This is a genomic window from Metapseudomonas phytobenefica (genome assembly GCF_043392685.1).
Lineage (GTDB): Bacteria > Pseudomonadota > Gammaproteobacteria > Pseudomonadales > Pseudomonadaceae > Metapseudomonas.
This window is the reverse complement of sequence record NZ_JBHZGM010000008.1, coordinates 133,751-160,562: the sequence shown is the minus strand read 5'-3', so window position 1 is coordinate 160,562 and position 26,812 is coordinate 133,751. Positions and strand designations below refer to the sequence as shown.

The 26,812-nt window shown below is 66.2% G+C and carries 23 protein-coding genes; 7 read left to right on the top strand and 16 right to left on the bottom strand.

Annotated features, from left to right (window positions below):
• The 8 genes from gspL to gspE are packed head-to-tail and all read right to left on the bottom strand — an operon-like array spanning nucleotide 1 to nucleotide 6,938.
• Nucleotides 1-1,143, bottom strand: coding sequence for a type II secretion system protein GspL (gene gspL / locus ACFW0B_RS09725; protein WP_449147700.1), 1,143 nt, complete (start codon nucleotides 1,141-1,143; stop codon nucleotides 1-3).
• Entirely contained in the window at nucleotides 1,140-2,111 is a 972-nt protein-coding gene (gene gspK / locus ACFW0B_RS09720) for a type II secretion system minor pseudopilin GspK (RefSeq protein ID WP_449147699.1), read from the bottom strand. The genes gspL and gspK overlap by 4 nt, the downstream gene beginning before the upstream one ends.
• Nucleotides 2,108-2,827: a type II secretion system minor pseudopilin GspJ gene (gene gspJ / locus ACFW0B_RS09715; protein WP_449147698.1), complete on the bottom strand. Its 720-nt coding sequence runs from the start codon at nucleotides 2,825-2,827 to the stop codon at nucleotides 2,108-2,110. Before gspJ ends, gspK begins: the two co-directional genes overlap by 4 nt.
• Nucleotides 2,824-3,216 (bottom strand): type II secretion system minor pseudopilin GspI, encoded by a 393-nt coding sequence (gene gspI, locus ACFW0B_RS09710; protein ID WP_449147697.1) that lies wholly within the window; start codon nucleotides 3,214-3,216, stop codon nucleotides 2,824-2,826. Before gspI ends, gspJ begins: the two co-directional genes overlap by 4 nt.
• Nucleotides 3,213-3,767, bottom strand: coding sequence for a type II secretion system minor pseudopilin GspH (gspH, locus tag ACFW0B_RS09705; RefSeq protein WP_449147724.1), 555 nt, complete (start codon nucleotides 3,765-3,767; stop codon nucleotides 3,213-3,215). Before gspH ends, gspI begins: the two co-directional genes overlap by 4 nt.
• A gap of 32 nt (nucleotides 3,768-3,799) precedes the next feature.
• Nucleotides 3,800-4,186, bottom strand: a complete 387-nt coding sequence (gene gspG, locus ACFW0B_RS09700; RefSeq protein ID WP_449147723.1) for a type II secretion system major pseudopilin GspG — start codon at nucleotides 4,184-4,186, stop codon at nucleotides 3,800-3,802.
• A 49-nt stretch (nucleotides 4,187-4,235) separates the two neighbouring features.
• On the bottom strand, nucleotides 4,236-5,450 hold the full coding sequence (gene xcpS / locus ACFW0B_RS09695; protein ID WP_449147696.1) for a GspF family T2SS innner membrane protein variant XcpS: 1,215 nt from the start codon (nucleotides 5,448-5,450) through the stop codon (nucleotides 4,236-4,238).
• The gene (gene gspE / locus ACFW0B_RS09690) at nucleotides 5,451-6,938 is read right to left on the bottom strand and encodes a type II secretion system ATPase GspE (RefSeq protein ID WP_449147695.1); all 1,488 of its coding nucleotides are present in this window, start codon (nucleotides 6,936-6,938) and stop codon (nucleotides 5,451-5,453) included.
• Between the two features lie 265 nt (nucleotides 6,939-7,203).
• Between gspE and ACFW0B_RS09685 the strand changes: the two genes are divergently transcribed.
• Together ACFW0B_RS09685 and gspD are read left to right on the top strand one after the other, a co-directional pair.
• Nucleotides 7,204-7,848, top strand: a complete 645-nt coding sequence (locus ACFW0B_RS09685; RefSeq protein WP_449147694.1) for a type II secretion system protein N — start codon at nucleotides 7,204-7,206, stop codon at nucleotides 7,846-7,848.
• 4 nt (nucleotides 7,849-7,852) lie between these two features.
• A complete protein-coding gene (gspD, locus tag ACFW0B_RS09680; RefSeq protein ID WP_459251698.1) occupies nucleotides 7,853-9,811 on the top strand; it encodes a type II secretion system secretin GspD in 1,959 nt (652 codons plus the stop codon).
• A 162-nt stretch (nucleotides 9,812-9,973) separates the two neighbouring features.
• Here the strand turns inward: gspD and cmk are convergent, their stop codons facing one another.
• The 7 genes from cmk to mtnA all read right to left on the bottom strand — a co-directional run bounded on the left by cmk (nucleotide 9,974) and on the right by mtnA (nucleotide 20,481).
• Complete coding sequence (gene cmk / locus ACFW0B_RS09675; protein WP_449147693.1) at nucleotides 9,974-10,660, bottom strand: (d)CMP kinase; 687 nt, start codon at nucleotides 10,658-10,660, stop codon at nucleotides 9,974-9,976.
• Complete coding sequence (locus tag ACFW0B_RS09670; protein WP_449147692.1) at nucleotides 10,657-12,900, bottom strand: bifunctional prephenate dehydrogenase/3-phosphoshikimate 1-carboxyvinyltransferase; 2,244 nt, start codon at nucleotides 12,898-12,900, stop codon at nucleotides 10,657-10,659. The genes cmk and ACFW0B_RS09670 overlap by 4 nt, the downstream gene beginning before the upstream one ends.
• Nucleotides 12,893-14,005, bottom strand: coding sequence for a histidinol-phosphate transaminase (hisC, locus tag ACFW0B_RS09665; protein ID WP_449147691.1), 1,113 nt, complete (start codon nucleotides 14,003-14,005; stop codon nucleotides 12,893-12,895). The genes ACFW0B_RS09670 and hisC overlap by 8 nt, the downstream gene beginning before the upstream one ends.
• 85 nt (nucleotides 14,006-14,090) lie before the next feature.
• Nucleotides 14,091-15,197, bottom strand: coding sequence for a prephenate dehydratase (pheA, locus tag ACFW0B_RS09660; RefSeq protein WP_449147690.1), 1,107 nt, complete (start codon nucleotides 15,195-15,197; stop codon nucleotides 14,091-14,093).
• Complete coding sequence (gene serC / locus ACFW0B_RS09655) at nucleotides 15,197-16,282, bottom strand: 3-phosphoserine/phosphohydroxythreonine transaminase (RefSeq protein ID WP_449147689.1); 1,086 nt, start codon at nucleotides 16,280-16,282, stop codon at nucleotides 15,197-15,199. The genes pheA and serC overlap by 1 nt, the downstream gene beginning before the upstream one ends.
• A 98-nt stretch (nucleotides 16,283-16,380) precedes the next feature.
• On the bottom strand, nucleotides 16,381-19,161 hold the full coding sequence (gene gyrA, locus ACFW0B_RS09650; RefSeq protein WP_449147688.1) for a DNA gyrase subunit A: 2,781 nt from the start codon (nucleotides 19,159-19,161) through the stop codon (nucleotides 16,381-16,383).
• 243 nt (nucleotides 19,162-19,404) lie between these two features.
• Complete coding sequence (gene mtnA / locus ACFW0B_RS09645; RefSeq protein ID WP_449147687.1) at nucleotides 19,405-20,481, bottom strand: S-methyl-5-thioribose-1-phosphate isomerase; 1,077 nt, start codon at nucleotides 20,479-20,481, stop codon at nucleotides 19,405-19,407.
• A gap of 112 nt (nucleotides 20,482-20,593) precedes the next feature.
• Between mtnA and ACFW0B_RS09640 the strand changes: the two genes are divergently transcribed.
• The 5 genes from ACFW0B_RS09640 (at nucleotide 20,594) to ACFW0B_RS09620 (ending at nucleotide 25,356) form a co-directional block, all read left to right on the top strand.
• Nucleotides 20,594-21,919, top strand: a complete 1,326-nt coding sequence (locus ACFW0B_RS09640; RefSeq protein ID WP_449147686.1) for a TRZ/ATZ family hydrolase — start codon at nucleotides 20,594-20,596, stop codon at nucleotides 21,917-21,919.
• 21 nt (nucleotides 21,920-21,940) lie between these two features.
• Nucleotides 21,941-22,639, top strand: coding sequence for a bifunctional 2-polyprenyl-6-hydroxyphenol methylase/3-demethylubiquinol 3-O-methyltransferase UbiG (gene ubiG, locus ACFW0B_RS09635; protein ID WP_449147685.1), 699 nt, complete (start codon nucleotides 21,941-21,943; stop codon nucleotides 22,637-22,639).
• 5 nt (nucleotides 22,640-22,644) lie between these two features.
• Complete coding sequence (mupP, locus tag ACFW0B_RS09630; protein WP_459251697.1) at nucleotides 22,645-23,316, top strand: N-acetylmuramic acid 6-phosphate phosphatase MupP; 672 nt, start codon at nucleotides 22,645-22,647, stop codon at nucleotides 23,314-23,316.
• A gap of 133 nt (nucleotides 23,317-23,449) precedes the next feature.
• The gene (locus ACFW0B_RS09625; RefSeq protein WP_449147683.1) at nucleotides 23,450-24,190 is read left to right on the top strand and encodes a YciK family oxidoreductase; all 741 of its coding nucleotides are present in this window, start codon (nucleotides 23,450-23,452) and stop codon (nucleotides 24,188-24,190) included.
• 239 nt (nucleotides 24,191-24,429) lie between these two features.
• The gene (locus ACFW0B_RS09620) at nucleotides 24,430-25,356 is read left to right on the top strand and encodes a GGDEF domain-containing protein (protein WP_449147682.1); all 927 of its coding nucleotides are present in this window, start codon (nucleotides 24,430-24,432) and stop codon (nucleotides 25,354-25,356) included.
• Nucleotides 25,357-25,567: 211 nt separating this feature from the next.
• On the opposite strand, the gene rluB is transcribed toward ACFW0B_RS09620, so the two are convergent.
• Nucleotides 25,568-26,716, bottom strand: a complete 1,149-nt coding sequence (gene rluB, locus ACFW0B_RS09615; protein WP_449147681.1) for a 23S rRNA pseudouridine(2605) synthase RluB — start codon at nucleotides 26,714-26,716, stop codon at nucleotides 25,568-25,570.
• Between the last annotated feature and the right edge of the window lie 96 nt (nucleotides 26,717-26,812).

Below are 26,812 nucleotides of genomic sequence, written 5' to 3'. Positions count from 1 at the left end.
TCATCCTCCTATCACCAGGCGCGCGCTGACGCCGCTGTCGTCACGGCTGGCCGAACCCATCTGTACGGAAAGCCCGCTGCCGATCAGGCGCTCGCGCAGGCGCTCCAGAGCATCGAAACCCGGTGCCTGTACCTGCAACGCGAGGTCGCCCCGTGTCTCGCTGAAATCCAGTTGCTGCACCCTCACCTGCGCGCCTTCGCTGATCAGCGCCTGGGCCGCCTGGCCGAGCAGTGCCAGCAGACGGCCCTGACCCGAGGTAGAGCCCTCGGCCAGGTGCTGGTCGAACTGGGCCCGCAGGTTCACCAGCTTGCTGTCCTGGGGAAACAGCTCGCGATAGAGGCTTTCGTTGGCAGCCGCGTAAGTGTCGCCCTGACGCTGCAGTTGCCAGGCCTGGACCAGGTTGAAGCCCCACTGCAGCAACAGCCACAAACCCACCAGCCCCAGCAGTGGCTTCCAGCGCGACCAGCGCTGGCGTTCCTCCACCAGGGTGAATTCTCCCTGGGCCAGGTCGCAGCCCTTCTGCGCCGCCAGCCAGCCATGGGCATCGCCTTCATCGCGCCACTCGTCGACGCCATCCAGTACCTGGCGGTCAGCGGGTGCATGGCCGCTGCGGGGCGCAACGCAGGCGTCCTTCAGGACGGGCCAGTCGGCTTCCGCGAAAGCGAGCCGGGCGCCGCCTTCACCGCCCAGCAGCCAGCGCTGATCCAGCCAGAGCAACTGGGTGCCCTGTTCCGGCAGCAGGTCGGCATCGACATGGATGGCCACAGGCGCCGGGCCGAGCTTGCCGGCCAGGTCCATCCAGCCTGCCAGCCAGGCTCGACGCACCGCGAACACCCGGTGCCGGCCATCGGCCAAGGCTCCACCCAGCCCGAGGTGGAAGCTTTCCACCTCATCGGCCAGCAGCTCCTCCACCGCGTAAGGCAATGCCTGGCGTAACCAGCGGCCCTTGCGGGTAGGCAGGCGGACCGCGCAACAGGTCACCGCCTCCACCGGCAGGATCAGGCGCCAGGGCGGCGCCACCTCTTCCAGCGCCCTGGCCAATGGCAGGCGACGGCCCGTGCCTCCTTGCCAGAGCAGCACTTCCAGTTCGGTGTCCAGCTGGGTACAGGCGGCCACCGGGAGGAAGATACAAGCCTGTGTCATGACTGCGGCTCCTTGACGGGCGCCGGCGGCAATCCGCCCTGCCCGAGATCGCGAGAGAGAACCCGTACCTTGCCGTCGCTGCCGCGCTGCAGGGTACTGACCAGAACCTGGCGGCGACCGGCGAGGCGAACCTCGCTGATCACGTTGAAATACTGACTGCCCACCGCCAGTCCCTGAGCCTCCAGCCCCATCCCGGCCAGTGCCGGTTGACCGAGGAAGGCATCCAGGCTGCGAAAGCCCGTGGTGCCCCGCGCTGCCATCAGCAATCCGCCGCTGGCGGCGTCGAGGTTGTCGGCCAGGGTGGACAGCACCAGCGCGTTGGCGGTGTTGACGTTGAGCGGTGCGTTCGGCGGCAGCACGGTGACGTAAGGCAGCAGCTTGCGGTAGTCCTGCTCCGTCATGCCTAGCACCAGGCGCAGCTCGGACACATCGCCCATGGCGTGATTGGCCGCACGATAGGGCGGCTGCAACAGCAGGTACTGGTTGTCTTCAGCGCCATTGGGGCCGAAGGGCTCCTGGTCAGGGTCGAGCCAGTCCACCAGCCGCTCGGTGTAGGGAGCCTCGATTTCCAGGCGCTGCAGCAGGCGACGAAACTGGCGAATGCTGCGCTCGTTGAGCTGGCCGTCCCGCACCAGGCTGTTGAGGTTGAAGCGGCCGCTCGGGTCTTCGATGCGCACGCTGAGCGAGCCGCCGTCATCCAGCTTGAAGGTGGTGAGGGGCAGCGCCCAGGCCTCGCCCAGGTGATCCACCGGTGTCCGTGGATCGCCCTGGCGCAGGTCGCGCACGAGAATGGCTTCGGCCAGGGCCTCGCCGCCGAGGGCGTACTGGGCCGCCTGGCGGCTGTGCAGTTCATTGCCGCTGGAACGGATGGACAACTGGGTGCGGGCGATCAGGCCGGCGCAAACCACTGTGACCACCGCGACCACCAGCAGCACGGTGAGCAAGGCGACGCCCGCCTGGCGCTTCATTGCGGCTGCTCCTGGTTGCCACCTTGCTGGCTGCCCTGCGGGTTCTGCGGATTCTGCTGCTCCTCGTCCGGCTGGCTGCCTCCGGCCTGCTGCAGCTGCCTCGGCGGGGTTTCCACCAGGCGCAGCACCCGGCGCAGCTCACCATAGCGGCGGTGCTCCAGGGTCAGTTCCAGGGCGCGTGGCAGGCGGTCCAGACCTTCATCCTCCGGCAGGCCGGCCGGCGGCCAGCTGTTCTGCCAGTCGCCACTGTCGTCCATGTAGCGCAATTTCATCGAGGTGACCCCATCCAGCGCGTTCTGGACGCGCGGCAGGCTGTCCTGGGCCTGGTCCAGCACCGTCCAGTAGCGCCGTTCCAGGCGCTCGCCGGAGAGCTGCCAACGCACCCTCTGCAGGCGCGAGCGCTGCATCCCGGTCGGGTTTCGCCAGCCATTGCGGGTGAGCTCCAGGTTGTCGTTGCCACCTTCCCGCGCCCCCAGTAGCGCAGCTCGGGACTCGCCATAGGCATCGCGGACGGGGCGGGAAACCACCTGGCGGATATCCCGCTCGAAAGCGGAGATCGCGCGCACCAGCTCACGCAACTGCTGCTCCTGCACCCGTGTCGCTTCGTCGGAGTCGAGAACCGCGCCAAGCATTCGCCAGGTGCCTATCGCCAGCAGCGCAAAGATGGCGATGGCGATCAGCAGCTCCAGCAAGGTGAAGCCCGCCGCGCGTTTCATGGCGTGCTCCCGATAAAGCCCACCAGGCGTACGCTGGCGCGATCCTCCAGCTTGCCAACGCCGGCGCCCCGGGTCGGGCGTGGTGCCACCCAGAGGGTGACCCGGCGCAGGGCCGGGTCACTGGTGCCTTCCACTTCGCTTTGCCATTCCCAGCGGCGCCCGCCGTAATCCAGCTCGCCCTTGTCCTTGCCGTTGGAGGGTGGCGTTTCACGCAACTGGAGCTCGGCCAGGCGGTTGTCGGCGATCCACATCGCCAGGGTCTTGTCTTCCAGGCGTGCAGCGATCTGCAGGCTGCGCGCGCTGGCGGTGAGGACGCTGGCGGCGACCACCGCGAAAATGGCCAGCGCCACCAGCACCTCGATCAGGGTGAACGCGCGGCTGCTTCTCATCCGGTGCGCCCCCTGCCAGCCACTGCCTCGACACGGGGCAGACGGAATCCGTCGCTGGAAAGCTGCAGGCGCAGGCCGTCCCTGCGCCGCTCGCCCACTTCCAGGCGGAAGGGGCTGATCTCGCCGCTGGAAAGAATGATCAGTTGCGGCACCGGCGGGGCCGTCTTCGCATCCTTGCCCTGCTTCCCGTCCTTGGCTGGCGTCGGCAGCACCAGGGACTCGCCGTCCAGTTCGATGGCCAGTTCGGCCCACTCCGGCAACTGGCGGGCACCGTCGGCCAGCGCCTGCCAGCGGGCGCTGGCCTCGTCGTAGTAGAAGACCTGGTAGCGGTCCCGCTCCACACGCAGGCCATACTCGCGGTTGTCCAGCACGGCCTCGTCGGCGAGCACGCCGATCAGCCCGGCGAGACGATCGGCTTCATGGGTGAGTTCACGGGCGGGACCGGCGACGCCGGCGCTGACCACCGCCAGACCGGCCATGCAGGCGATGACCACCATCACCACGAGGATTTCGATCAGGGTGAAACCCGCGGATGCCGGGGCGCCGGACATCCGGCTGGAGCCACCCAGGCGCCCGCGTCTCATCAGTTGTCCCAGTTGCTGATGTCGGCGTCGTTGTCGCTACCGCCTTCCTTGCCATCGGCCCCCAGCGAATAGAGGTCGTATGCACCTTTGCTGCCCGGCGACAGGTACTGGTACGGGTTGCCCCACGGGTCCACCGGCAGTTTCTTCAGGTAGCCGTCCTTGTTCCAGTTCTTCGCCGGCGGGTTGCCGGACGGCCGGCTCACCAGGGCTTCCAGGCCCTGCTGGGTGCTGGGATAGGCGAAGTTGTCCAACTTGTACATGTCCAGGGCGGCGCCGATGGCCTTGATGTCGCCCTTGGCCACCGTGACCTTGGCCTGGTCGGGCCGATTCATCACCTGCGGCACCACCAGCGCGGCGAGGATGCCGAGGATGACTACCACGACCATGATTTCGATGAGCGTAAAGCCCGACTGACTACGGCGCAGATTCACGCGATTACCCCACGAGTTGGTTGAGAGAAAGGATAGGCAGCAGGATGGCGAGGACGATCATCAGCACCACCGCCCCCATGACCACCAGCATGAACGGTTCGAAAAGCCCGACCAGCAAGGCGATGCTGGCGGCCAGGTCGTTTTCCTGGTTGCGCGCGGTGCGGGCGAGCATCTGATCCAGTTCGCCGGAACGTTCGCCGCTGGCGATCATGTGCAGCATCATCGGCGGAAACTGGCCGCTGACTTCCAGGGCGCGGGTCAGGCTGCCGCCTTCACGGACTTTCTGCGCCGCCACCACCACATGGGCGCGAATCACCCGGTTGGCGATCACCTCGGCGCCGATGCCAAGGGCCTCCACCAGCGGCACGCCACTGCGGGTGAGGATCGCCAGGGTGGAGGCGAAGCGCGCGGTATCGGTGGCACGCACCAGCCGTCCCACCAGGGGAATGCGCAACACCAGGGCATGCCAGCGCTGGCGCAGGTTCGGATCGCGCAATGCCCAGCGCGCGCCGACCAAGGCCATGCCCAGCACCAGGAGCATCAGCCAGCCCCAGTGCTTGACCAGGTCGCTCAGGGCGATCAGGCCACGAGTGAGCAGGGGCAGGGTCTGCCCCGAGTCGATGAACACCTTGACCACGTCGGGCACGACGAACCCCAGCAGGAAGGCGACGATCGCCAACGACGCGCACATCAGGATCACCGGATAGAGCAGCGCCAGCTGGATCTTCTGGCGCGACTGCTGGCGTTGCTCGGTGTAATCGGCCAGTTGTTCCAGCACCGGCCCCAGGTGGCCGGCGTGCTCGCCGGCGGCCACCGTGGCGCGATAGAGCTCGGGGAAGGCCGAAGGGAATTCCCGCAGGCTGCTCGCCAGGCTGTGGCCTTCCAGCACCCGCGCACGCACCGCCAGCAACATCGACTGGATACGCGGACTGCCGGATTGCGCAGCCGCCGCCCGCAGCGCCTCCTCAATGGGCAGCGCCGCCTGCACCAGGGTCGCGAGCTGCCGCGTCACCAGGGCCAGGTCACGGGCGGACAGGCCCCGCGCAAGGCTGAAGCGGCCCCGCTCGGCCTGCTCGCGAACGCGGGTGGCGCGCACTTCCAGCGGTGCCAGCTGGCGCTCGCGCAGCAACTGGCGCACCTGGCGGGCGCTGTCGGCTTCGAGCACGCCCTTCTGCTGGCGGCCCCTGGCGTCGAGTGCGAGGTATTCGAATGCGGCCATTTACTCTTCCTGGGTGACCCGCAGCACTTCTTCCACCGTGGTGATGCCCTCCAATACCTTGCGCCGGCCGTCGTCACGGATGCTCGGGCTGGATTGCCGCGCGTGGCGAATCATTTCCTGCTCGGAGGCGACGCTGTGGATCAGGCTGCGCATGTGATCGTCGAACACCACCAGTTCGTAGATGCCGGTCCGCCCCCGATAGCCCTGCTGATGGCATTCCGCGCAGCCACGGGCGCGATGCAGGAGCGGCGCCCTGTCCACCTCCGCGCCGAGCAGCCGGCATTCGGCGGCATCCGGCTGATAGGCCTCCTTGCAGTGGGGGCAGAGCACCCGCACCAGGCGCTGGGCCAGCACGCCCAGCAGGGAAGAGGAAAGCAGGAAAGGCTCGACGCCCATATCCACCAGGCGGGTGATGGCGCCAATGGCACTGTTGGTGTGCAGGGTGGAAAGCACCAGGTGGCCGGTCAGCGAGGCCTGCACGGCGATCTCGGCAGTCTCCTGGTCGCGGATCTCGCCCACCATCACCACGTCCGGGTCCTGGCGCAGGATGGCGCGCAGGCCGCGGGCGAAGGTCATGTCCACCTTGGGGTTGACCTGGGTCTGGCCGATGCCCTCGATGTGGTATTCGATCGGGTCTTCGACGGTGAGGATGTTGCGCGTGCGGTCGTTGAGGGTGACCAGGCTGGCGTACAGGGTGGTGGTCTTGCCCGAGCCGGTGGGGCCGGTGACCAGCAGGATGCCGTGGGGGCGGCGCACCGTTTCTTCCAGCAGTTCGCGGTCACGCGCGCTCATGCCCAGGTGCTGCAAGGTCAGGCGCCCGGCCTGCTTGTCCAGCAGACGCAGCACCACGCGCTCGCCATTGGCCGACGGCAGCGTGGAGACGCGGATGTCCACTTCACGTCCGGCCACCCGCAGGGAAATGCGTCCGTCCTGGGGAATGCGCTTCTCGGCGATATCCAGCCGCGCCATCACCTTGATCCGCGATACCAGCAGGGCCGCCAGTTCGCGCTTGGGCTCCAGCACTTCGCGGAGAATGCCGTCGACGCGAAAACGCACCACCAGGCGCTTCTCGAAGGTTTCCAGATGGATATCCGAGGCGTTCTCCTTGATCGCCTCGCCGAGGATGGCGTTGATCAGGCGGATGATCGGCGCGTCGTCCTCCTGCTCCAGCAGGTCCTCGGTTTCCGGAATCTGCTCGGCCAGGGCGGCGAGGTCCAGGCTGCCGCCGAGGTCTTCGGCCAGTTGCATGGCTGCGGAGGAATCATGCTGATAGGCCTGGGCCAGGGCCTGTTCGAAGGCATCGCCGGTCAGCGGCCTGAGTGGCAGGCTGCGCCCGGCGAAACGCCGCGCCTCGGCCAGGGCCACCAGCTCGACACCGGGACGATGGGCCAGGCAGGGCTCCACCCCATCCAGCAACAACACGCCGTGCCGCTTGGCAAATCCGAATGGGAGCCGCCGCAGCGGGGCTTCAGCGAGAGGTGGGTTCATCCGTGGGTGCCTGTTTCAGATGGGTCCGAAAGTGAGTATTGCAGCGCAATCTGACGATTGCGCAGCGCTGCTGTCCGATTCTTATGATGGGTGTGAACAACGCCACCTAAAGCCGTAAAAATTCACCGATATCTTTAGCACAGCGACCATGTCGCAACATCATCCGTGCGGCCAAGCATTGCCCTCGAAGGCGCTGCTATGATCAAAGCGGTTCTGCCAAAACAAAAAACCAGAAAAACGATACCGCCTTAGGAGTTGGACCCACTTGCAAGCCCCGGATTCCGCGCACTGGCTGCAACGCCATGCGCCAGCCCTCGTCGGCGCATTGCTGGTCCTGGCCATGGCTGCCAGCTTTGCCTGGCAGACCCGGGAATGGCTGCGCCTGGTCCAGGCTCCCGCCCGCACGCCGGAGCAGCAGGGCACACAACTGGCCACCGCCCAGCCGCTGCAGAACCTCGAGCCATTGTTCGGTCCAGCCCCGATAGCCCAGCCAAGCGGCCCGCCGCCCACCACCAATCTGCGCCTGACCCTGCTCGGCAGCTTCGTCCATAAGCAGCCGGACAAGTCCACGGCCATCATCCAGTTCGAAGGCGACAAACCCCGTCGCTTCACCTCCGGCGACGAAATTACCGGTGGCGTCAGGCTGCATGCGGTGTATCGCGCTCACGTCGAGATCGAACGCAACGGGCGCCTGGAAAGTCTCAGTTTCCCCGAACCGCGCTCACGCTTCACCGCCGTCGGTGCCAGCCCGGACGAATCGTCCGCCACGGTGATCGACGAACTCACTGGCCTGCAGGAAGACAACGCCGCCGAATTGCGCGAGCGCATGGAGAAACTGCGCCAACAGATGGAAGACCCGGAAAACACCGCCACCGAACCTTCCGCCGAACCGCCCCAGGAAAGCGAATGACACGATGACCCCGACTCTCTCGCGCCTCACGCTCGCCCTGATCGCCACCGGAATGCTGGCCGCGCCCCTGCCCCTGTACGCGGCCCAGCCGACCACCGCGCCGGGCAGCGCGCAGCACCAGCAGGATGCCTGGACCATCAACCTCAAGGACGCCGACATTCGCGAATTCATCGACCAGATCGCCGACATCACCGGCGAGACCTTCATCGTCGACCCGCGGGTAAAGGGCCAGGTCAGCGTGGTGTCGAAAACGCCACTGGGGATCAACGAGGTCTATCAGCTGTTCCTCTCGGTAATGGCCACCCACGGCTTCAGCGTGGTCGCCCAGGGCGACCAGGCGCGGATCATTCCCAACGCCGAAGCCAAGGCCGAGGCCGGCAGCACCCGCTCCGACGCCAAAAGCCTGGAGACCCGCGTGATCCAGGTGCAGCACACTCCGGTGACGGAGCTCATCCCGCTGATTCGACCGCTGGTCCCCCAGTACGGCCACCTTGCCGCCGTGACCTCGAGCAACGCCCTGATCATCAGCGACCGCGCCGCCAACATCGCCCGCATCGAAGACCTGATGCGCCAGCTCGACCAGAAGGGCGACCGCGACTACACCGTCCTCAACCTCAAGCACGCCTGGGTGATGGACGCCGCCGAAGTGCTCAATGCTTCGCTGAACCGCGGCCAGTCCAAGGGCGCTTCCGGCACCCAGGTGATCGCCGATGCCCGCACTAACCGCCTGATCATCCTCGGCCCGCCGTCGGCCCGGGCGAAACTGGCGGCCCTGGCACAATCCCTGGACACGCCGACCTCACGCTCGGCCAATACCCGCGTGATCCGCCTGCGCCACAACGATGCCAAGAGCCTGGCTGAAACCCTGGGCGAGATTTCCGAAGGCCTGGTGAACGGGGAAGGCGGTGCCGAAAGTGGTGCCGCTGTCGGCGGCGGCAAGCCGCAGAACATCCTGATCCGCGCCGACGAAAGCCTGAACGCCCTGGTGATGCTGGCCGAGCCGGATGTAGTCGCCGCCATGGAGGACATCGTCCGCCAGCTCGACGTGCCCCGCGCCCAGGTGATGGTGGAAGCGGCCATCGTGGAGATTTCCGGCGATATCACCGAAGCCCTCGGCGTGCAGTGGGCGGTGGACGCCCGCGGCAACACCGGCGGCCTGGGCGGGGTCAACTTCGGCAATACCGGGCTGTCGGTCGGCACCGTGCTCAATGCCATCCGCGACGACGAAATTCCTGACACTCTGCCGGACGGCGCCATCATCGGCATCGGTACCGACCATTTCGCCGCACTGATCACCGCGCTCTCGGCGAACAGCAGGAGCAACCTGCTATCCACCCCGAGCCTGCTGACCCTGGACAACCAGAAGGCGGAGATCCTCGTGGGCCAGAACGTGCCCTTCCAGACCGGCACCTTCACCACCGACGCTTCCGGCGCCAACAACCCCTTCACCACCATCGAACGCCAGGACATCGGCGTGACCCTGAAGGTGACCCCACACATCAACGAAGGCGCAACCCTGCGCCTGGAAATCGAGCAGGAAATCTCCTCCATCGCTCCGACCGCCACCCTCACCGCCCAGGCGGTCGACCTGATCACCAACAAGCGCTCGATCAAAAGCACCATCCTCGCCGAGGACGGCCAGGTGATCGTGCTGGGCGGCCTGATCCAGGACGACATCACCCAGACCGACTCCAAGGTACCGCTGCTGGGCGACATCCCGATCCTCGGCCGATTGTTCCGCTCCACCCGCGACACCCACGTGAAGCGCAACCTGATGGTCTTCCTGCGGCCGACCGTGGTTCGCGACCGTGCCGGCCTCGCCGCCCTGTCCGGGAAGAAGTACAACGACATCCGCATCGTCGGCGAGCACGACAAGGAAGGCCGCCCGGCCATCCTGCCGCGCCATCCGGTGGAACTGTTCGACGGCCAGAAGGTACCGGCGATCGACCTGCGCAAGCAGTGAGGGAGCACGCGCCCGCCAAAGCGGGGGCGGGGAAGAAGGAAGCATCAGGCGTACACGGAGATCTGAACGCCTCAGGCCAGGGCGCTCCCTTCAACTGAAGCAGACATAGCCAAACAAAAACGCCGCAGTCAGTGACTGCGGCGTTTTCATCGAGCCGGGACTTCAGTCGTCCAGGCCGAGGGCGGCGAAGGCTTCGAGGATCTTGTCCTGGACTTCGTCGATGCTGAGGCTGGTGGAGTCCAGGATGATGGCATCCGCAGCCGGCTTCAGCGGGGCGACTGAGCGCTGGCTGTCACGCTCGTCGCGTTCCTGGATTTCCGTCAGCAGGGCGGCCTGGTCGGCTTCCATGCCCTTGCCCTTGAGTTGCAGGTAGCGGCGGCGGGCACGCTCTTCGGCGCTGGCGGTGAGGAAGATCTTCAGCTGCGCCTGGGGGAATACCACGGTGCCCATGTCGCGGCCATCGGCCACCAGGCCGGGGGCTTCGAGGAAGGCCCGCTGGCGTTGCAGCAGGGCTTCACGCACGGCGGGCAGCGCGGCGACCTGGGAGGCGCCGGCGCCGACCTGCTCGGAACGGATCACGTCGGTGACGTCTTCGCCTTCCAGCACGATGCTCTGGCCACCGTCGGCCTTGGCGTTGAACTGCACGTCCAGGTGCGCCGCCAGGACCTTGAGGGCTTCCTCGTTGGTCAGGTCGACGCCGTGGTTGCGCGCGGCGAAGGCCAGCAGCCGGTACAGCGCACCGGAGTCCAGCAGGTGCCAGCCCAGGCGCTTGGCCAGGCGGCCAGCGACGGTGCCCTTGCCGGAGCCGCTGGGTCCGTCGATGGCGATGACGGGCAGGCTGGTGTTCATGCCTTGCCCTCTTCCGCGACACGGATGCCGCACTGGGTCGCCAGGCCGAGGAAGTTCGGGAAGGAGGTGGCGACGTTGGCGCAGTCGTGGATGCGGATCGGCGCACTGGCGCGCAGCGAGGCCACGCTGAAGGACATGGCGATACGGTGGTCGCCGTGGCTCCAGACTTCGCCGCCGCCCATGGGGCCGCCTTCGATGACGATGCCATCCGGGGTCGGCTCGGCCTTCACGCCCAGGGCCTGCAGGCCATCGGCCATGACCTGGATGCGGTCGGATTCCTTCACCCGCAGTTCTTCGGCACCGCGCAGCACGGTGCGGCCCTCGGCGCAGGCGGCGGCGACGAAGAGCACGGGGAATTCGTCGATGGCCAGCGGAACCAGGTCTTCGGGGATATCGATGCCCTTCAGCTTGGCTGCACGTACGCGGATGTCGGCAACCGGCTCGCCGCCTACTTCACGCTGGTTTTCCAGGGTGATGTCGCCGCCCATCAGCTTGAGGATGTCGATCACGCCGGTGCGGGTCGGGTTGATACCGACGTGTTCCAGCACCAGTTCGGAGCCTTCGGCGATGCTCGCGGCCACCAGGAAGAAGGCTGCCGAGGAGATGTCGGCCGGCACTTCGATGCGGCAGGCGCTGAGCTTGTGACCGCTTTCCACGGTGGCGGTGTTGCCGTCCACCTTCACCGGATAGCCGAAGCCTTGCAGCATGCGCTCGGTGTGATCGCGGGTCGGTGCCGGCTCGGAGACGGAGGTTTCACCGGCAGCGTAGAGGCCGGCGAGCAGCAGGCAGGATTTCACCTGGGCGCTGGCCATGGGCATTTCGTAGTTCATGCCGGTCAGGAGCTGACCACCGCGGATGGTCAGCGGCGGACGGCCTTCGGCACCGGTCTCGATCACGGCGCCCATTTCGCGCAGGGGCTTGGCCACGCGGTTCATCGGACGCTTGGACAGGGAGGCGTCGCCGGTCAGGGTGGTGTCGAACGGCTGGGCCGCCAGCAGGCCGCTGAGCAGGCGCATGGAGGTGCCGGAGTTGCCGAGGTACAGCGGGCCGGGCGGCGGCTTCAGGCCGTGCAGGCCGACGCCGTGGATGGTGACGCGGCCATGGTGCGGCCCTTCGATGACCACGCCCATGTCACGGAAGGCTTGCAGGGTCGCCAGGGCGTCTTCGCCCTCGAGGAAGCCTTCGACTTCGGTGGTGCCTTCAGCCAGGGAGCCGAGCATGATGGAACGGTGGGAAATGGACTTGTCGCCCGGTACGCGGATGCGTCCGGCGAGTTTGCCACCCGGCTGCGCCAGGTAAATCAGATCATTGTTGTGCATGGCGTCCACATAGGCCCTGCGGGCCAGGATTTTGCTGAAATGCTCGCGGGCGAAGCGGGCGCGGGTGAACACGCCCAGCAATTCATGCCCGTCCCCTGCGTCGACCGCGCCGCGCAGGGCGTCGAGGTCGGCGCGAAATGCGTCCAGTATGCGCAGCACCGCCTCGCGGTTGGCGAGGAAGATGTCGTGCCACATGACCGGGTCGCTACCGGCGATCCGCGTGAAATCGCGGAAGCCACCGGCGGCATAACGGAAGATTTCCAGATTCTCGCTGCGCTTGGCCAGCGAGTCGACCAGGCCGAACGCCAGCAGGTGCGGCAGATGGCTGGTGGCGGCGAGCACTTCGTCGTGGTGCTCGACCTCCATGTGTTCCACGTCCGCACCCAGGGCGCGCCACAGCCGGTCGACCGTTTTCAGGGCCGCCTGGTCGGTGTTCTCCACCGGGGTGAGGATGACCTTGTGACGGCGGAACAGATTGGCGTTGGCCGCCTCGACGCCGCTCTTCTCCGAGCCGGCGATGGGATGGCCGGGCACGAAACGCGCCGGCATGCCATCGAACACCCGGCGCGCGGCGCGCACGACATTGCCCTTGGCGCTGCCGACGTCAGTCAGCACGGCGTCGCCCAGGTCAAGGGTGGCGAGCTCGGCGAGGAGCCTTTCCATCGCGAGAATGGGGACGGCCAACTGGATCACCTCGGCACCGCGGCAGGCCGCTCCAAGGTCGCTCTCGCAACGGTCGACCACACCGGTTTCGACGGCGATGCGGCAGGACTCGTGATCCTTGTCCACGCCCACCACTTCGGCGAACAGGCCCTTCTCGCGCAGCCCCTTGGCGAAGGAGCCGCCGATCAGGCCGAGGCCGATCACCACCAGGCGCCCGAACACAGGGGCGCCCTGGTGCACGGTGATGACATCAGCCACGACCGAGCACCTTGGCCAGCGCCTCCAGGCAGCGGGCGTTCTCCTCCGGCAGGCCGATGGAGACACGCAGGAAGGTCGGCATGCCGTAACCGGCTACCGGGCGCAGGATCACGCCTTCGGCGAGCATGGCCTGGTTGATCGGTGCGGCGTCGCGGCCGAAGTCGACGGCGATGAAGTTGCCCTTGGAGGGAATCCAGCTCAGCCCCAGGGCGCGGAAGCCCTCTTCCAGCTGGGCCATGCCGGCATCGTTGACGCGGCGGCTTTCGGCCAGGTACTCGGCGTCGTCAAGAACGGCGCAGGCGGCGGCCAGGGCCAGGCTGTTGACGTTGAAGGGCTGGCGCACGCGGTTCAGCACGTCGGCCACCTGGGCGCTGGACAGGCCGTAGCCCACGCGCAGCGACGCCAGGCCGTAGGCCTTGGAGAAGGTACGGGACACCAGCAGGTTCGGATAACGGGCCAGATAGTCGAGGCCGTCGGGGAGTTCTTCGCCCTCGGCGTACTCGATATAGGCCTCGTCCAGCACTACCAGCACGTTTTCCGGGACCTTGGCGAGGAAGTCTTCCAGCGCGGCCGGGCCGAACCAGGTGCCGGTGGGGTTGTTCGGGTTGGCGATGAACACGACGCGGGTATTGGCGTCGATGGCTGCCAGCATGGCCGGCAGGTCATGGCCGAAGTCCCTGGCCGGAACCACCTTGCCGGTGGCGCCCACGGCCTGGGTGGCGATGGGGTACACGGCGAAGGCGTGCTGGCTGAATACGGCGTTCAGGCCGGGAGCCAGGTAGGCACGGGCAACCAGGTCGAGAATGTCGTTGGAACCGTTGCCCAGGGTGACCTGGGGCGGGGTCACGCCGCAGCGCTCGGCCAGGCGGCGCTTGAGCTCGAAGCCGTTGCCGTCCGGGTAGCGCGTCAGTTCGGCGAGCTCGTTGCGGATCGCTTCAAGGGCCTTGGGGCTCGGACCGAGCGGGTTCTCGTTGCTGGCCAGCTTGACGATGCCGGCCGGGTCGAGGTTCAGCTCGCGGGCCAGTTCGTCCACCGGCTTGCCGGGCACGTAGGGCGAAAGTTTCTGCACGCCCGGTTGGGCAAGGGCGAGGAAGTCACAGCTCATAATCAGGCCTCAGGCTGCAGGCCGCAGGCTACAGGTACAGGCCGAACTCTGCCTGTCGCCTGCAGCCCGCAGCCTGCCGCCGCAGTTAAAGCACCGCTTTGGGGTAGGAGCCCAGCACCTTCAGGGCAACGGCTTCCTGGTTGATCTTCTCCAGCACATCCTTGATCAGCGGATCGCGGTGATGGCCTACGAAGTCGATGAAGAATACGTAGGTCCACTTGCCGCTGCGGGACGGACGGGTCTCGATGCGGGTCAGGTCGATGCCGTTGTTGTGGAACGGCACCAGGAGTTCGTGCAGGGCTCCCGGCTTGTTGCGCATGGAGACGATGATGGAGGTCTTGTCGTCGCCGGTAGGCGGCACTTCCTGGTTGCCGATGATGAGGAAGCGGGTGGAGTTGTCCGGCCGGTCCTCGATCTTCTCGCACAGCTTGGTCAGGCCATAGAGGTTGGCCGCCATGTCGCCGGCAATCGCCGCCGAGTTCCACTCGCTCTTCACCCGCTTGGCGGCGTCGGCATTGCTGGGCACCGCCACGCGCTCGACATTCGGGTAGTGGGCGTCCAGCCACTTGCGGCACTGGGCCAGGGACTGGGCGTGGGAGTAGATGCGGGTGATGTTGTCGGTCTTGGTGTTCTCGCCCACCAGCAGGTGGTGGTGGATGCGCAGCTCCACCTCGCCGCAGATCACCATGTCATGTTCGAGGAAGCTGTCGAGGGTGTGGTTGACCGCGCCCTCGGTGGAGTTCTCCACCGGCACCACGCCGAAGTTGACCGCACCGGCGGCCACTTCGCGAAACACTTCGTCGATGGCGGCCATGGGGGTGCTGATCACCGCATGACCGAAATGCTTGAGCGCCGCGGCCTGGGTGAAGGTGCCTTCCGGCCCCAGGTAGGCGACCTTGAGCGGCTGCTCGAGCGCCAGGCAGGAGGACATGATTTCGCGGAACAGCCGCGCCATTTCCTCGTTGTCCAGCGGACCCTGGTTGCGCTCCATGATGTGCTTGAGGACCCAGGCCTCTCGCTCGGGGCGGTAGAAGACCGGCTTTTCGCCCTCGGGCAGGGAAGCCATCTTCACGCGGGCCACGTCCTGGGCGCAGCGAGCACGCTCACTGATCAGCTCGAGGATCTTCTCGTCGAGGCTATCGATGCGCAGGCGCAGCGCCTTGAGTTCCTGCTCGGAGATTGCGTCTGTCATCAGCCGTGCTCCTTTTCGAACTCCGCCATATAGGCCACCAGGGCTTCGACTGCATCGAGGCCGACGGCGTTGTAGATGGAAGCGCGCATGCCGCCCACGGAGCGATGGCCCTTGAGGTTCAGCAGGCCACGGGCATCGGCGCCGGCGAGGAACGGTTTGTCCAGGCGCTCATCGGCCAGGCGGAACGGCACGTTCATCCAGGAGCGGGCGTTGTGGGTGATGGGGTTGGTGTAGAACTCGCTCTTGTCGATGAAGCCGTAGAGCAGTTCCTTCTTCGCCTTGTTGCGCTTCTCCATGGCCTCGACACCGCCCTGCTCCTTCAGCCATTCGAAGACGAGGCCGGAGAGGTACCAGGAGAAGGTCGCCGGGGTGTTGTACATGGAGCCGTTATCGGCGGCCACCTTGTAGTTCAGCATGGTCGGGCAGCTGGCGCGGGCGCGGCCGAGCAGGTCCTCACGGATGATGACCACCACCAGGCCGCTGGGGCCGATGTTCTTCTGCGCACCGGCGTAGATCAGGCCGAAGCGGGATACATCCAGCGGACGGGAGAGGATGTCGGAGGACATGTCCGCCACCAGCGGTACGTCGCCCACTTCCGGAATCCAGTCGAACTGCAGGCCGCCGATGGTTTCGTTGGAGGCGTAGTGCAGGTAGGCGGCGTCCTTCGACAGCTGCCACTCGTTCTGACCGGGAATGGCGAAGTAGTCGTAGCCCTTGGCGCTGGCGGCGATGTTGACGCGGCCGAAGCGGCTGGCTTCGTCGATGCTCTTCTTCGACCAGATGCCGGTGTCGATATAGTCGGCGACGCCATTCTCGGGCAGCAGGTTCAGCGGAATCTCGGCGAACTGTTGGCTGGCGCCGCCCTGGAGGAACAGCACCTTGTAGTTCGAGGGAATGGACAGGAGGTCGCGCAGGTCCTGCTCGGCCTTTTCGGCGATGGCGACGTACTCATCGCTGCGGTGGCTCATTTCCATGACGGACAGGCCCTTGCCCTGCCAGTCGAGGAGTTCCGCCTGGGCACGTTGCAGAACAGCTTCCGGAAGCGCGGCCGGGCCGGCGCAGAAGTTAAAGGCTCGCTTGCTCACATCCACTCTCACTGGGTAGCGCGGGGGCACCAGTGCCCCCGCCGATTGTCATCTACCGAATGGACAGGCCGGCAACGGCCTGCCCGTTTCTACAACTATTACTCTTCAGTCACCGGCTGGGCGTCGTCCTGCACAAGGTTGCTGGCCTCGGTTTCAGCATCGGCCACGGCGTCAACGCCCTGCTCTTCCCCTTCCAGCTCTTCGTCCTCATCACCGCCGGACGGCTCCTGGACGCGTTCCAGGCCGACCAGGGTTTCGTCCTTGGCCAGCTTGATCAGGGTCACGCCCTGGGTGTTACGGCTGGAGCTGGAGACTTCGTCCACGCGGGTGCGCACCAGGGTGCCCTGGTCGGAAATCAGCATGATTTCCTCACCGTCCTGCACCTGTACGGCGCCGACCAGCTTGCCGTTGCGCTCGTTGGTGACCATGGCGATCACGCCCTGGCCGCCACGACCGCGACGCGGATAGTCTTCCAGCGGGGTGCGCTTGCCGTAGCCACGCTCGGAAGCGGAGAGGATCTGCGCGCCCGCTTCCGGGATCAGCATGGAAATCAGGCGCTGACCTTCCGGCAGGCGCATACCGCGCACGCCTCGGGCGGTACGGCCCATGGTGCGGACGTGCTTTTCCTTGAAGCGGATGACCTTGCCACCGTCGGAGAAGAGCATGACTTCCTTCGCGCCGTCAGTGATGGCGGCGGCGATCAGGGTGTCGCCCTCTTCCAGCTTCAGGGCGATCAGGCCGGAGGAACGCGGCTTGCTGAACTGCACCAGCGGGGTCTTCTTCACAGTACCGAAGGCGGTGGCCATGAAGATGTAGGCACCGGTCGGCTCGTCCTGTTCGTCGTCCTGCTCGGCGCCTTCTTCGTCGCCGGTTTCGGCTTCGATCACTTCGCCTTCGATCACCACGCCTTCGCTGTCGTCCAGGTCCTCGTCGGCGCCTGCGCTCTGCTGCAGGGCTTCCAGGTCGACCTGCAGCATGGCGGTAATGCGTTCGCCTTCATCCAGCGGCAGCAGGTTGACCAGCGGACGGCCGCGCGCGGTACGCGAGGCTTCCGGGATTTCGAAGGTGCGCAGCCAGTAGACCTTGCCCTTGCTGGAGAACAGCAGGAGGGTGGCGTGGCTGTTGGCGACCAGCAGGTGTTCGATGTAGTCCTCGTCCTTCACGCCAGTGGCGGACTTGCCCTTGCCGCCGCGACGCTGGGCCTGGTAGGCGGCCAGCGGCTGGGACTTGGCGTAGCCGCCGTGGGAGATGGTGACGACGCGCTCTTCTTCGGTGATCAGGTCGGCGATGGTCAGGTCCACCTGAGACGCGACGATCTCGGTGCGGCGGGCGTCGCCGAACTCGGCCTTCACCTTTTCCAGTTCCTCGCGGATGACTTCCATCAGGCGCTCGGGGCTGGTGAGGATGCGGATCAGCTCACCGATCAGGGTGAGGATTTCCTGGTACTCGGCCAGCAGCTTCTCGTGCTCCAGGCCGGTCAGGCGGTGCAGACGCAGCTCGAGGATGGCCTGGGCCTGCTCCGGGGACAGGTAGTACTTGCCATCACGCAGGCCGTACTGCGGGTCCAGGTCTTCCGGACGGCAGGAATCGGCGCCGGCTCGCTCGACCATGGCTTCCACCGCGCTGGACTCCCAGGCGGTGGCGATCAGGCGCTCCTTGGCCTCGGCCGGGGTCGGCGAGGTCTTGATCAGCTCGATCACCGGGTCGATGTTGGACAGCGCGACTGCCTGGCCTTCGAGGATGTGGCCACGTTCACGGGCCTTGCGCAGCTCGTAGACGGTACGGCGGGTCACCACTTCGCGGCGGTGACGGATGAACACTTCGAGCATGTCCTTCAGGTTCAGCGTACGCGGCTGGCCATCCACCAGGGCCACGACGTTGATGCCGAAGACGCTTTGCATCTGGGTCTGGGAATAGAGGTTGTTCAGCACCACCTCGCCCACTTCACCGCGACGCAGCTCGATCACCACGCGCATGCCGTCCTTGTCGGACTCGTCACGCAGCTCGGTGATGCCTTCGATCTTCTTCTCTTTCACCAGCTCGGCGATCTTCTCGATCAGACGCGCCTTGTTCAGCTGGTAGGGCAGCTCGGTGACGATGATCTGCTGGCGGCCGCCGCCCTTCTCCATGTCCTCGATTTCGGCACGGGCGCGTATATAGATGCGGCCACGGCCGGTCCGGTAGGCCTCGATGATGCCGGCGCGACCATTGATGATGCCTGCGGTGGGGAAGTCCGGCCCCGGGATGTACTGCATCAGTTCATCGACCGTCAGCTCGGGGTTGTCCATCAGCGCCAGGCAGCCATCGATGACTTCGCCGAGGTTGTGCGGCGGGATGTTGGTGGCCATGCCCACGGCGATACCGCTGGAACCGTTGACCAGCAGGTTCGGGATCTTGGTTGGCATGACCGCGGGAATCTGTTCGGTGCCGTCGTAGTTGGGCACCCAGTCCACGGTTTCCTTGTCCAGGTCGGCCAGCAGCTCATGGGCCAGCTTGGCCATGCGCACTTCGGTGTATCGCATGGCCGCGGCGTTGTCGCCGTCCACCGAACCGAAGTTGCCCTGGCCGTCCACCAGCATGTAGCGCAACGAGAAGGGCTGGGCCATGCGCACGATGGTGTCGTAGACCGCGGTATCACCGTGCGGGTGGTACTTACCGATCACGTCACCCACCACACGGGCGGACTTCTTGTAGGGTTTGTTCCAGTCGTTGCCCAGTTCGCTCATCGCGTAGAGCACACGACGGTGTACCGGCTTCAGGCCGTCGCGCGCATCCGGCAGGGCGCGCCCGACGATCACGCTCATCGCGTAGTCGAGGTAGGACTGTTTCAGCTCGTCTTCGATATTGACCGGGAGGATTTCTTTGGCCAGTTCGCCCATGAGAAGCCTGGTTCCTTTTTCTGGTGAAACTCCGCCCCTCTCATCCTGAGCGGCGCGAAGCTCGTCACTGCGGCCAGATGCTGCAGCGACTCACGACAAATCAACGAGTTAAGCCAAGGATCTGTGCAATTGGGCCGCTTCGATGGAGGGGCGGCAATAACTGCCGGAGCTTACCACAGTCACCGCCTCGCACCTACCCCGCCGGGCGCTCCGGCGCCCGGGTGAAAATGCCGCACCGGCGGCTCAGTGCAGGCGCTTGCGGCACATCAGCTGCGCCATCTTGGCGGCGTCGGGACGTTCCACTACGCCCTTCTCGGTCACGATGGCATCGATAAGATCCGCCGGAGTCACATCGAATACCGGGTTCACCGCATGAACCTCCGCCGCAACCCGGCGCCCCCCCAGGTCCAGCAGCTCGGAACCGTCACGCTCCTCGATCGGGATGTCGTCGCCGCTCTCCAGAGACATGTCGATAGTGGAGCTGGGCGCCACCACCATGAAACGCACGCCGTGGTGCATGGCGTTGACCGCCAACTGGTAGGTGCCGATCTTGTTGGCCACATCGCCATTGGCGGTGATGCGATCGGCACCGACTATCACCCAGGTGATCCCGGCGGTTTTCATCAGGTGGGCGGCGGCGGCGTCGGCATTCAGGCTCACCGGCACACCTTCGTTCGCCAGTTCCCAGGCGGTCAGGCGCGCGCCCTGCAGCCAGGGACGGGTTTCGTCGGCGTAGACACGCTCCACCAGGCCGTCCAGGTGGGCGGCGCGGATCACGCCGAGGGCCGTGCCGAAGCCGCCGGTGGCCAGGGCGCCGGTGTTGCAGTGGGTCAGCAGCGCCTGAGGGCTGCCCTGGTGCTTGCGGATCAACTCCATGCCGAGCTGGGCCATGGTCAGGTTGGCTTCGCGGTCGCTCTCATGGATGGCAACGGCCTCGGCCTCCAGGGCCTGCAGCGGCGACTCGCCATCACGCACCCGCTCCAGGCGCTCGCGCATGCGGTTCAACGCCCAGAACAGGTTGACCGCTGTCGGCCGGGAATCGGACAGCACCTTGAAATCGGCTTCCAGTGCCGCGCGCCAGTCGCCGCCCGCGGCGATGCGGGCCCAGGCGCCCAGCACGACCCCATAGGCGGCGCTGATACCGATGGCCGGCGCGCCGCGAACCACCATCTGGCGGATAGCCTGGGCGACGCCGTCGGCGGAGTCGTAGGACAGCCAGATCTCCTCGGTCGGCAGCAGGCGCTGATCGAGCAAATGAAGCATGCCGTCACGCCAGTCGATTGCCTTGACCTTCTCGGCTGCTAACAGTTGTTCACGCATCGACACCTCGCCACCCCATAACTCGCGGAAAAACCGCAGATTATAGCGAGCCGGAGCCCTTCTGGCTCGGGTATACTGCCGCCACTTCAATCTGCGCCCAGGATGCGCCGCCATGCCCAGCTCCAACGCCCCGCTCGACCTGCTTCTGCTCCCGACCTGGATAGTCCCGGTAGAACCTGCCGGCGTAGTGCTGCGGGATCACGCACTGGGTATCCGCGACGGCCGTATCGCCCTGCTCGCCCCTCGGGACGTGGCGCTGCGCGCAGAAGCCCGCGAACGCCGCGAATTGCCGGGCATGCTGCTGGCCCCTGGCCTGATCAACGCCCACGGCCACGCCGCGATGACCCTGTTCCGCGGGCTGGCTGACGACCTGCCGCTGATGACCTGGCTCCAGGAACACATCTGGCCTGCCGAATCCAAGTGGGTGGACGAGACCTTCGTCCGCGACGGCACCGAACTGGCCGTGGCCGAGCAGATCAAGGGCGGCATCAGCTGCTTCTCCGATATGTATTTCTTCCCGGCGCAGGCCAGCGCCGTCATCCATGCCGCCGGCATCAAGGCGCAGTTGGCGATTCCGGTGCTGGACTTCCCCATCCCCGGCGCCGCCGACGCTGCCGAAGCCATTCGCCGTGGCGTCGAGCTGTTCAGCGACCTCAAGCACCATCCGCGCATCAAGGTTGCCTTCGGCCCCCACGCGCCCTACAGCGTCAGCGATGACAAGCTGGAAAACATCCGCGTACTGGCCGAGGAGCTGGATGCCGGCATCCACATGCACGTCCAGGAAACCGCCTTCGAAATCCAGCAGAGCCTGGAGCTGCGCGGCGAACGTCCGCTGGCGCGCCTTTCCCGCCTCGGCCTGCTCGGCCCGCGCTTCCAGGCCGTGCACATGACCCAGGTGGACGACGCCGACCTGGCCCTGCTGGTGGAAAGCAACAGCAACGTCATCCACTGCCCCGAATCCAACCTCAAGCTGGCCAGCGGCTTCTGCCCGGTGGAGCGTCTATGGCAGGCCGGCGTGAACGTCGCCGTCGGCACCGATGGCGCAGCCAGCAACAATGACCTGGACCTGCTCGGCGAAACCCGTACCGCCGCCCTCCTGGCCAAGGCCGTATCCGGCTCGGCCAGCGCCCTGGATGCCCATCGCGCCCTGCGCATGGCCACCCTCAATGGCGCGCGGGCCCTTGGCATCGACCAGGACACCGGCTCCCTGGAACCGGGCAAGGCCGCGGACCTGGTGGCCTTCGACCTCTCCGGGCTGGCCCAGCAACCGGTCTACGATCCGGTTTCCCAACTCATCTATGCCACCGGGCGCGACGCGGTGCGGCACCTCTGGGTCGACGGCAGGCAACTGCTGGACGACGGCCGCCTGACGCGCCTGGACGAAGAGCGCCTGGGCGCCACTGCCCGCGCCTGGGGCGAACGCATCGCCGGCCGCTGAATTCTGTTTCGAGGACATTCCATGACCAACGTCGATCACGTCGAAATTGCCAAGTTCGAGGCCCTCGCCCACCGCTGGTGGGACCGCGAGAGCGAGTTCAAGCCCCTCCACGACATCAACCCCCTGCGGGTCAACTGGATTGACGAACGGGTCAAGCTGGCCGGCAAGAAGGTGCTGGACGTCGGCTGCGGCGGCGGCATCCTCAGTGAGTCCATGGCCCAGCGCGGCGCCAGCGTCACCGGCATCGACATGGGCGAAGCCCCGCTGGCGGTCGCCCAGCTGCACCAGCTGGAATCCGGCGTGCCGGTGGAATATCGCCGCATCACCGCCGAAGCCCTGGCCGCCGAGATGCCCGGCCAGTTCGACGTGGTGACCTGCATGGAGATGCTCGAGCACGTCCCGGACCCAGCCTCGGTGATCCGCGCCTGCTTCACCCTGGTCAAGCCGGGCGGCCAGGTGTTCTTCTCCACCATCAACCGCAACCCCAAGGCCTACCTCTTCGCCATCGTCGGCGCCGAGTACATCATGCGCCTGCTGCCGCGCGGCACCCACGACTTCAAGAAATTCATCCGCCCCTCCGAGCTGGGCGCCTGGAGCCGCGCCGCCGGTCTTTCGGTGAAGGACATCATCGGCCTGACCTACAACCCGCTGACCAAGCACTACAAGCTGGAAGCCGACGTAGACGTCAACTACATGATCCAGACCCTGCGCGAGGAGTGACCGGCATGCGACTTCAAGCGGTACTTTTCGACATGGACGGCACCCTGCTCGACTCGGCGCCGGACTTCATCGCCATCTGCCAGGCCATGCGCGCCGACCGCGGCCTGCCGCCGCAGGATGAGAAGGCGATCCGCGACGTGGTGTCCGGCGGCGCCCGCGCCATGGTCGCCAGCGCTTTCGAGATGGACCCGCAAGCGCCTGAATTCGAGCCGCTGCGCCTGGAATTCCTGGAGCGCTACCAGAGCCATTGCGCCGTGCTGACCCGCCCGTTCGACGGCATCGACGAACTGCTGGCGGACATCGAGCAGGCCAAGCTGATCTGGGGCGTGGTGACCAACAAGCCGGTCCGCTACGCCGAACCCATCATGGAGCAGCTCGGCCTTGCCGGCCGCTCCGCCGTACTGATCTGCCCCGACCACGTGAAAAACAGCAAGCCGGACCCGGAAATGCTCCTGCTGGCCTGCAGCAAGCTGAACCTGGACCCGGCCAGCGTGCTCTTCGTCGGTGACGACCTGCGCGACATCGAGTCCGGCCGCGCCGCCGGCACCCGTACCGCGGCGGTCAGCTACGGCTACATCCACCCCAGCGACAACCCCGCGCACTGGGGTGCCGACGTGGTGGTCCACCATCCGCTCGAACTGCGCGCCGTGCTCGACCGCGCGCTGTGCAGCTGCTAATGCAGCGGCGGCAGGCGGCAGGCGGCAGGCCACGCTGGCGCCCCAGCGCATTTCTGGATTTTTTCTTTAAGCCTGCAGCCTGAAGCCTGAAGCCCAAAGCCCAAAACCTGCAGCTCTCCGAAGGAGCCCCCCTATGTTCCAGTATTCCGCCCGCCCCGACCTGCTCAAGGATCGCGTGATCCTGGTCACCGGCGCCGGCCGTGGCATCGGCGCCGCCGCCGCCAAGACCTTCGCCGCCCACGGTGCCACCGTGCTGCTGTTGGGCAAGACCGAAGCCAGCCTGAACGCCGTTTACGACGAGATCGAAGCCGCCGGCTATCCGCAGGCCGCGGTCATTCCCTTCAACCTGGAAACCGCCCAGCCGCACCAGTACGACGAACTGGCGGCAACCCTGGAAGCGGAGTTCGGGCACATCGACGGCGTGCTGCACAACGCTTCCATCCTCGGCCCGCGCACCCCCATCGAGCAGCTTTCCGGCGAAAACTTCATGCGCGTCATGCAGGTCAACGTCAACGCCGTGTTCATGCTGACCAGCACCCTGCTACCGCTGCTGAAGCTGTCCAGGGACGCGTCGGTGGTGTTCACCTCCAGCAGTGTTGGCCGCAAGGGCCGCGCCTACTGGGGCGCCTATGCGGTGTCCAAGTTCGCCACCGAGGGCCTGATGCAGGTCCTGGCCGATGAAGTGGACGGCGTTGCCAACGTGCGCGCCAACAGCGTGAACCCCGGCGCCACCCGCACCAGCATGCGCGCGCAGGCCTATCCGGGTGAAAACCCCGAAACCAATCCGGAACCTGCGGCAATCATGCCGGTCTACCTCTATCTCATGGGGCCGGATAGCGCCGGTGTGAACGGCCAGGCTTTCGACGCGCAATGACCTCCCTCCGCGGCGGTCATCCGACCGCCGCAGCCTCCGCCAGTTTCCCGGCGGCCCCTCCCTGTGAACGGCATCACGTTGCCATTATTTCGCCATCAGACCGGCAAAGGCTTGCCGGCAAAATGCGCAACAAAACCATAATTTATTGAAATTAAAGCAATTTCAGAGATCACGAACGCCTGGCACGAAAATGGCTCTATGCCTGGTGTCGTCGCATTTCGCGTCAGAGGCTCAACTCAATGGTTCCTCCCAACCGCTCCAACACCATCGACTTCGACGCCGCCAAGCTGCAGCGCCTCGGCTTCTCCAGCAAGCGCGAGCCCAAGCTGCGCCCTGTCAGCCTGGCGGAGCTGCGTCGTCATCTGACGCTGCAATTGCAGACCAGCCTGGAAGTGGAGCGCATCGTCAGCCTGTTCTTCAGCGAGGTTCAGCGCCTGGTGCCCCTCGATGCCCTGGGCTACCAGCACCAGAGCAGCGACCTGCGCCTGGAGTACGGTGGCCGTTCGAGCCATTCGGCCGGCTATCGCCTGACCCACGAAGGCGAGTACCTGGGTGAACTGATCTTCCGTCGCAACCAGCGCTTCGACGAACACGAGCTGAACCAGCTGGAATCCCTGCTCGCCACCCTGCTCTTCCCGCTGCGCAACGCCCTGCTCTACCGCGCCGCCATCCGCAGCGCCCTGCGCGATCCGCTGACCGACACCGGCAATCGCATCGCCATGGAGCAGGCGCTGCAGCGCGAAGTCGATCTCGCTCGACGCAACCGGCAACCGATATCGGTACTGATGCTGGACATCGACCACTTCAAGCGCATCAACGACGAATTCGGCCACGGCACCGGCGACGAGGTCCTGAAGGCGGTAGCCAATACGCTCAAGGCCCGCCTGCGCAATGTCGACATGGTGTTCCGCTTCGGCGGCGAGGAATTCCTCGTGCTGCTCTCCGGCACCTGCCGGGAAGCCGCCGCCCTGGTAGGCGAGCGCCTGCGCATGGGCATCCTCGAACTGCAGTACCTAGTGCAGGGCCGCCCGCTGGAGCTGTCCATCAGCCTCGGTTGCGCCACCCTGCTGCCGGGGGAATCAGTGGAGAGCCTGCTGCGCCGGGCGGACAACGCCCTCTACGTGGCCAAGCGCGAAGGCCGCAATCGGCTGTCCATGGCGGGATAAGTGCCGCCATCGACAATCGGGAAGGCTCCGTAGGTTGGTCCGAGGAACGAGGCCCAACACCGAACGTCCGCTGCGTTGGATTTCGCAAGCTTGCAAAGCACCGCCCGACCCAATGGCCTCCCGTCTTGTGAGCGAATTTATTCGCGAATGAATTCGCACAAAAACAAAAAAGAAGGGGCTCATCCGAGCCCCTTCTTCATTTCACCGGTTATCAGCGCTTGCGACCGAACCCCGGGCGCTGGCCTTCGCCGCGAGGCGGGCCGCTGCGCTTGTGCTGCGGACGCTGGGGCTTGCGAGCCGGACGATCGGCCAGTTCGACGGCCGGACGCTCGCCCTGGGGCTTGGTCGGACGCTTCTTGTTCACGTCACGCGGACGATCGGCAACCGGCGTGCCACGCGGCGCACGGGCCGGACGCTCGTCACCCTCACGGCGCTGGCCACGAGCCGGGCGCTCATCGCCTTCACGACGCGGGCCGCGAGCGGGGCGCTCGTCGTCTTCGCGGCGCGGAGCCCGGACGCCCGTCGGCTTCGGCGACTTGCGCTGCAGGCGGTCGAGCTTTTCGCGGAATTTGCTCTTCATGGCCGGCAGGGCCACAGGCGCGAGACCGACTTCGGCGCTGAGAATGTCCACTTCGCTCTGGCTCATTTCGCGCCAGCGCCCCATGGTCAGGTCGGAGGTGATGAACACCGGGCCAAAACGCACGCGCTTCAGGCGGCTGACCACCAGGCCCTGGGACTCCCACAGGCGACGCACTTCACGGTTACGACCTTCCATCACCACGCAGTGGTACCAGTGGTTGAGGCCATCGCCGCCAGGCGCTTCCTGGATGTCGGTGAACTTCGCCGGACCATCCTCCAGCATCACGCCACGCTTGAGGTTCTCGAGCATTTCCTCGGTGACCTCACCACGCACACGCACCGCGTACTCGCGGTCCATCTCGTAGGAAGGGTGCATCAGGCGGTTGGCCAGCTCACCGTCGGTGGTGAACAGCAGCAGGCCGGTGGTGTTGATGTCCAGGCGGCCGACGTTGATCCAGCGGCCGACCTTCGTGCGCGGCAGACGCTCGAAAACGGTAGGACGGCCTTCCGGATCATCGCGGGTACAGACTTCGCCTTCCGGCTTGTTGTAGATCAGCACGCGACGAACGTTTTCGGCTTCCTCTTCGCGCTTGAGCAGGCGGCCGTCGACGCTGATGGCGTCATGGCTGTCGACGCGCTGGCCGAGGGTGGCGGGTTCGCCGTTGACCTTCACCCGGCCTTCGCTGATCCAGGCCTCGATATCGCGGCGAGAAGCCAGCCCCATGCGGGCCAGGACCTTCTGCAGCTTCTCCCCTGCGGGGCTGTATTGGACTTCACTCATCTGGGCACCTCCCGGTGTAGCAGTAAAAAGGCCGCGCATCATACGCGGCCGCTGGCACTCAGGCTAGTTGAGCAATGCGCCGGTGAGCCTCGCCGC

Coding starts and splice junctions, on each gene's coding strand:
- ACFW0B_RS09625 (WP_449147683.1), top strand. CDS start 23,450: ATGTTCCAGTATTCCGCCCGCCCCGACCTGCTCAAGGATCGCGTGATC.
- cmk (WP_449147693.1), bottom strand. CDS start 10,660: ATGAACACCAGCCTGCCCGTCATCGCCATCGACGGACCCAGCGGCTCC.
- ACFW0B_RS09620 (WP_449147682.1), top strand. CDS start 24,430: ATGGTTCCTCCCAACCGCTCCAACACCATCGACTTCGACGCCGCCAAG.
- gspK (WP_449147699.1), bottom strand. CDS start 2,111: ATGAAGCGCCAGGCGGGCGTCGCCTTGCTCACCGTGCTGCTGGTGGTC.
- xcpS (WP_449147696.1), bottom strand. CDS start 5,450: ATGGCCGCATTCGAATACCTCGCACTCGACGCCAGGGGCCGCCAGCAG.
- mtnA (WP_449147687.1), bottom strand. CDS start 20,481: ATGCGTGAACAACTGTTAGCAGCCGAGAAGGTCAAGGCAATCGACTGG.
- gspI (WP_449147697.1), bottom strand. CDS start 3,216: ATGAGAAGCAGCCGCGCGTTCACCCTGATCGAGGTGCTGGTGGCGCTG.
- gspD (WP_459251698.1), top strand. CDS start 7,853: ATGACCCCGACTCTCTCGCGCCTCACGCTCGCCCTGATCGCCACCGGA.
- ubiG (WP_449147685.1), top strand. CDS start 21,941: ATGACCAACGTCGATCACGTCGAAATTGCCAAGTTCGAGGCCCTCGCC.
- mupP (WP_459251697.1), top strand. CDS start 22,645: ATGCGACTTCAAGCGGTACTTTTCGACATGGACGGCACCCTGCTCGAC.
- gspL (WP_449147700.1), bottom strand. CDS start 1,143: ATGACACAGGCTTGTATCTTCCTCCCGGTGGCCGCCTGTACCCAGCTG.
- gspG (WP_449147723.1), bottom strand. CDS start 4,186: ATGGTCGTGGTAGTCATCCTCGGCATCCTCGCCGCGCTGGTGGTGCCG.
- pheA (WP_449147690.1), bottom strand. CDS start 15,197: ATGACAGACGCAATCTCCGAGCAGGAACTCAAGGCGCTGCGCCTGCGC.
- gspJ (WP_449147698.1), bottom strand. CDS start 2,827: ATGAAACGCGCGGCGGGCTTCACCTTGCTGGAGCTGCTGATCGCCATC.
- gyrA (WP_449147688.1), bottom strand. CDS start 19,161: ATGGGCGAACTGGCCAAAGAAATCCTCCCGGTCAATATCGAAGACGAG.
- gspE (WP_449147695.1), bottom strand. CDS start 6,938: ATGAACCCACCTCTCGCTGAAGCCCCGCTGCGGCGGCTCCCATTCGGA.
- rluB (WP_449147681.1), bottom strand. CDS start 26,716: ATGAGTGAAGTCCAATACAGCCCCGCAGGGGAGAAGCTGCAGAAGGTC.
- ACFW0B_RS09640 (WP_449147686.1), top strand. CDS start 20,594: ATGCCCAGCTCCAACGCCCCGCTCGACCTGCTTCTGCTCCCGACCTGG.
- hisC (WP_449147691.1), bottom strand. CDS start 14,005: ATGAGCTGTGACTTCCTCGCCCTTGCCCAACCGGGCGTGCAGAAACTT.
- gspH (WP_449147724.1), bottom strand. CDS start 3,767: ATGTCCGGCGCCCCGGCATCCGCGGGTTTCACCCTGATCGAAATCCTC.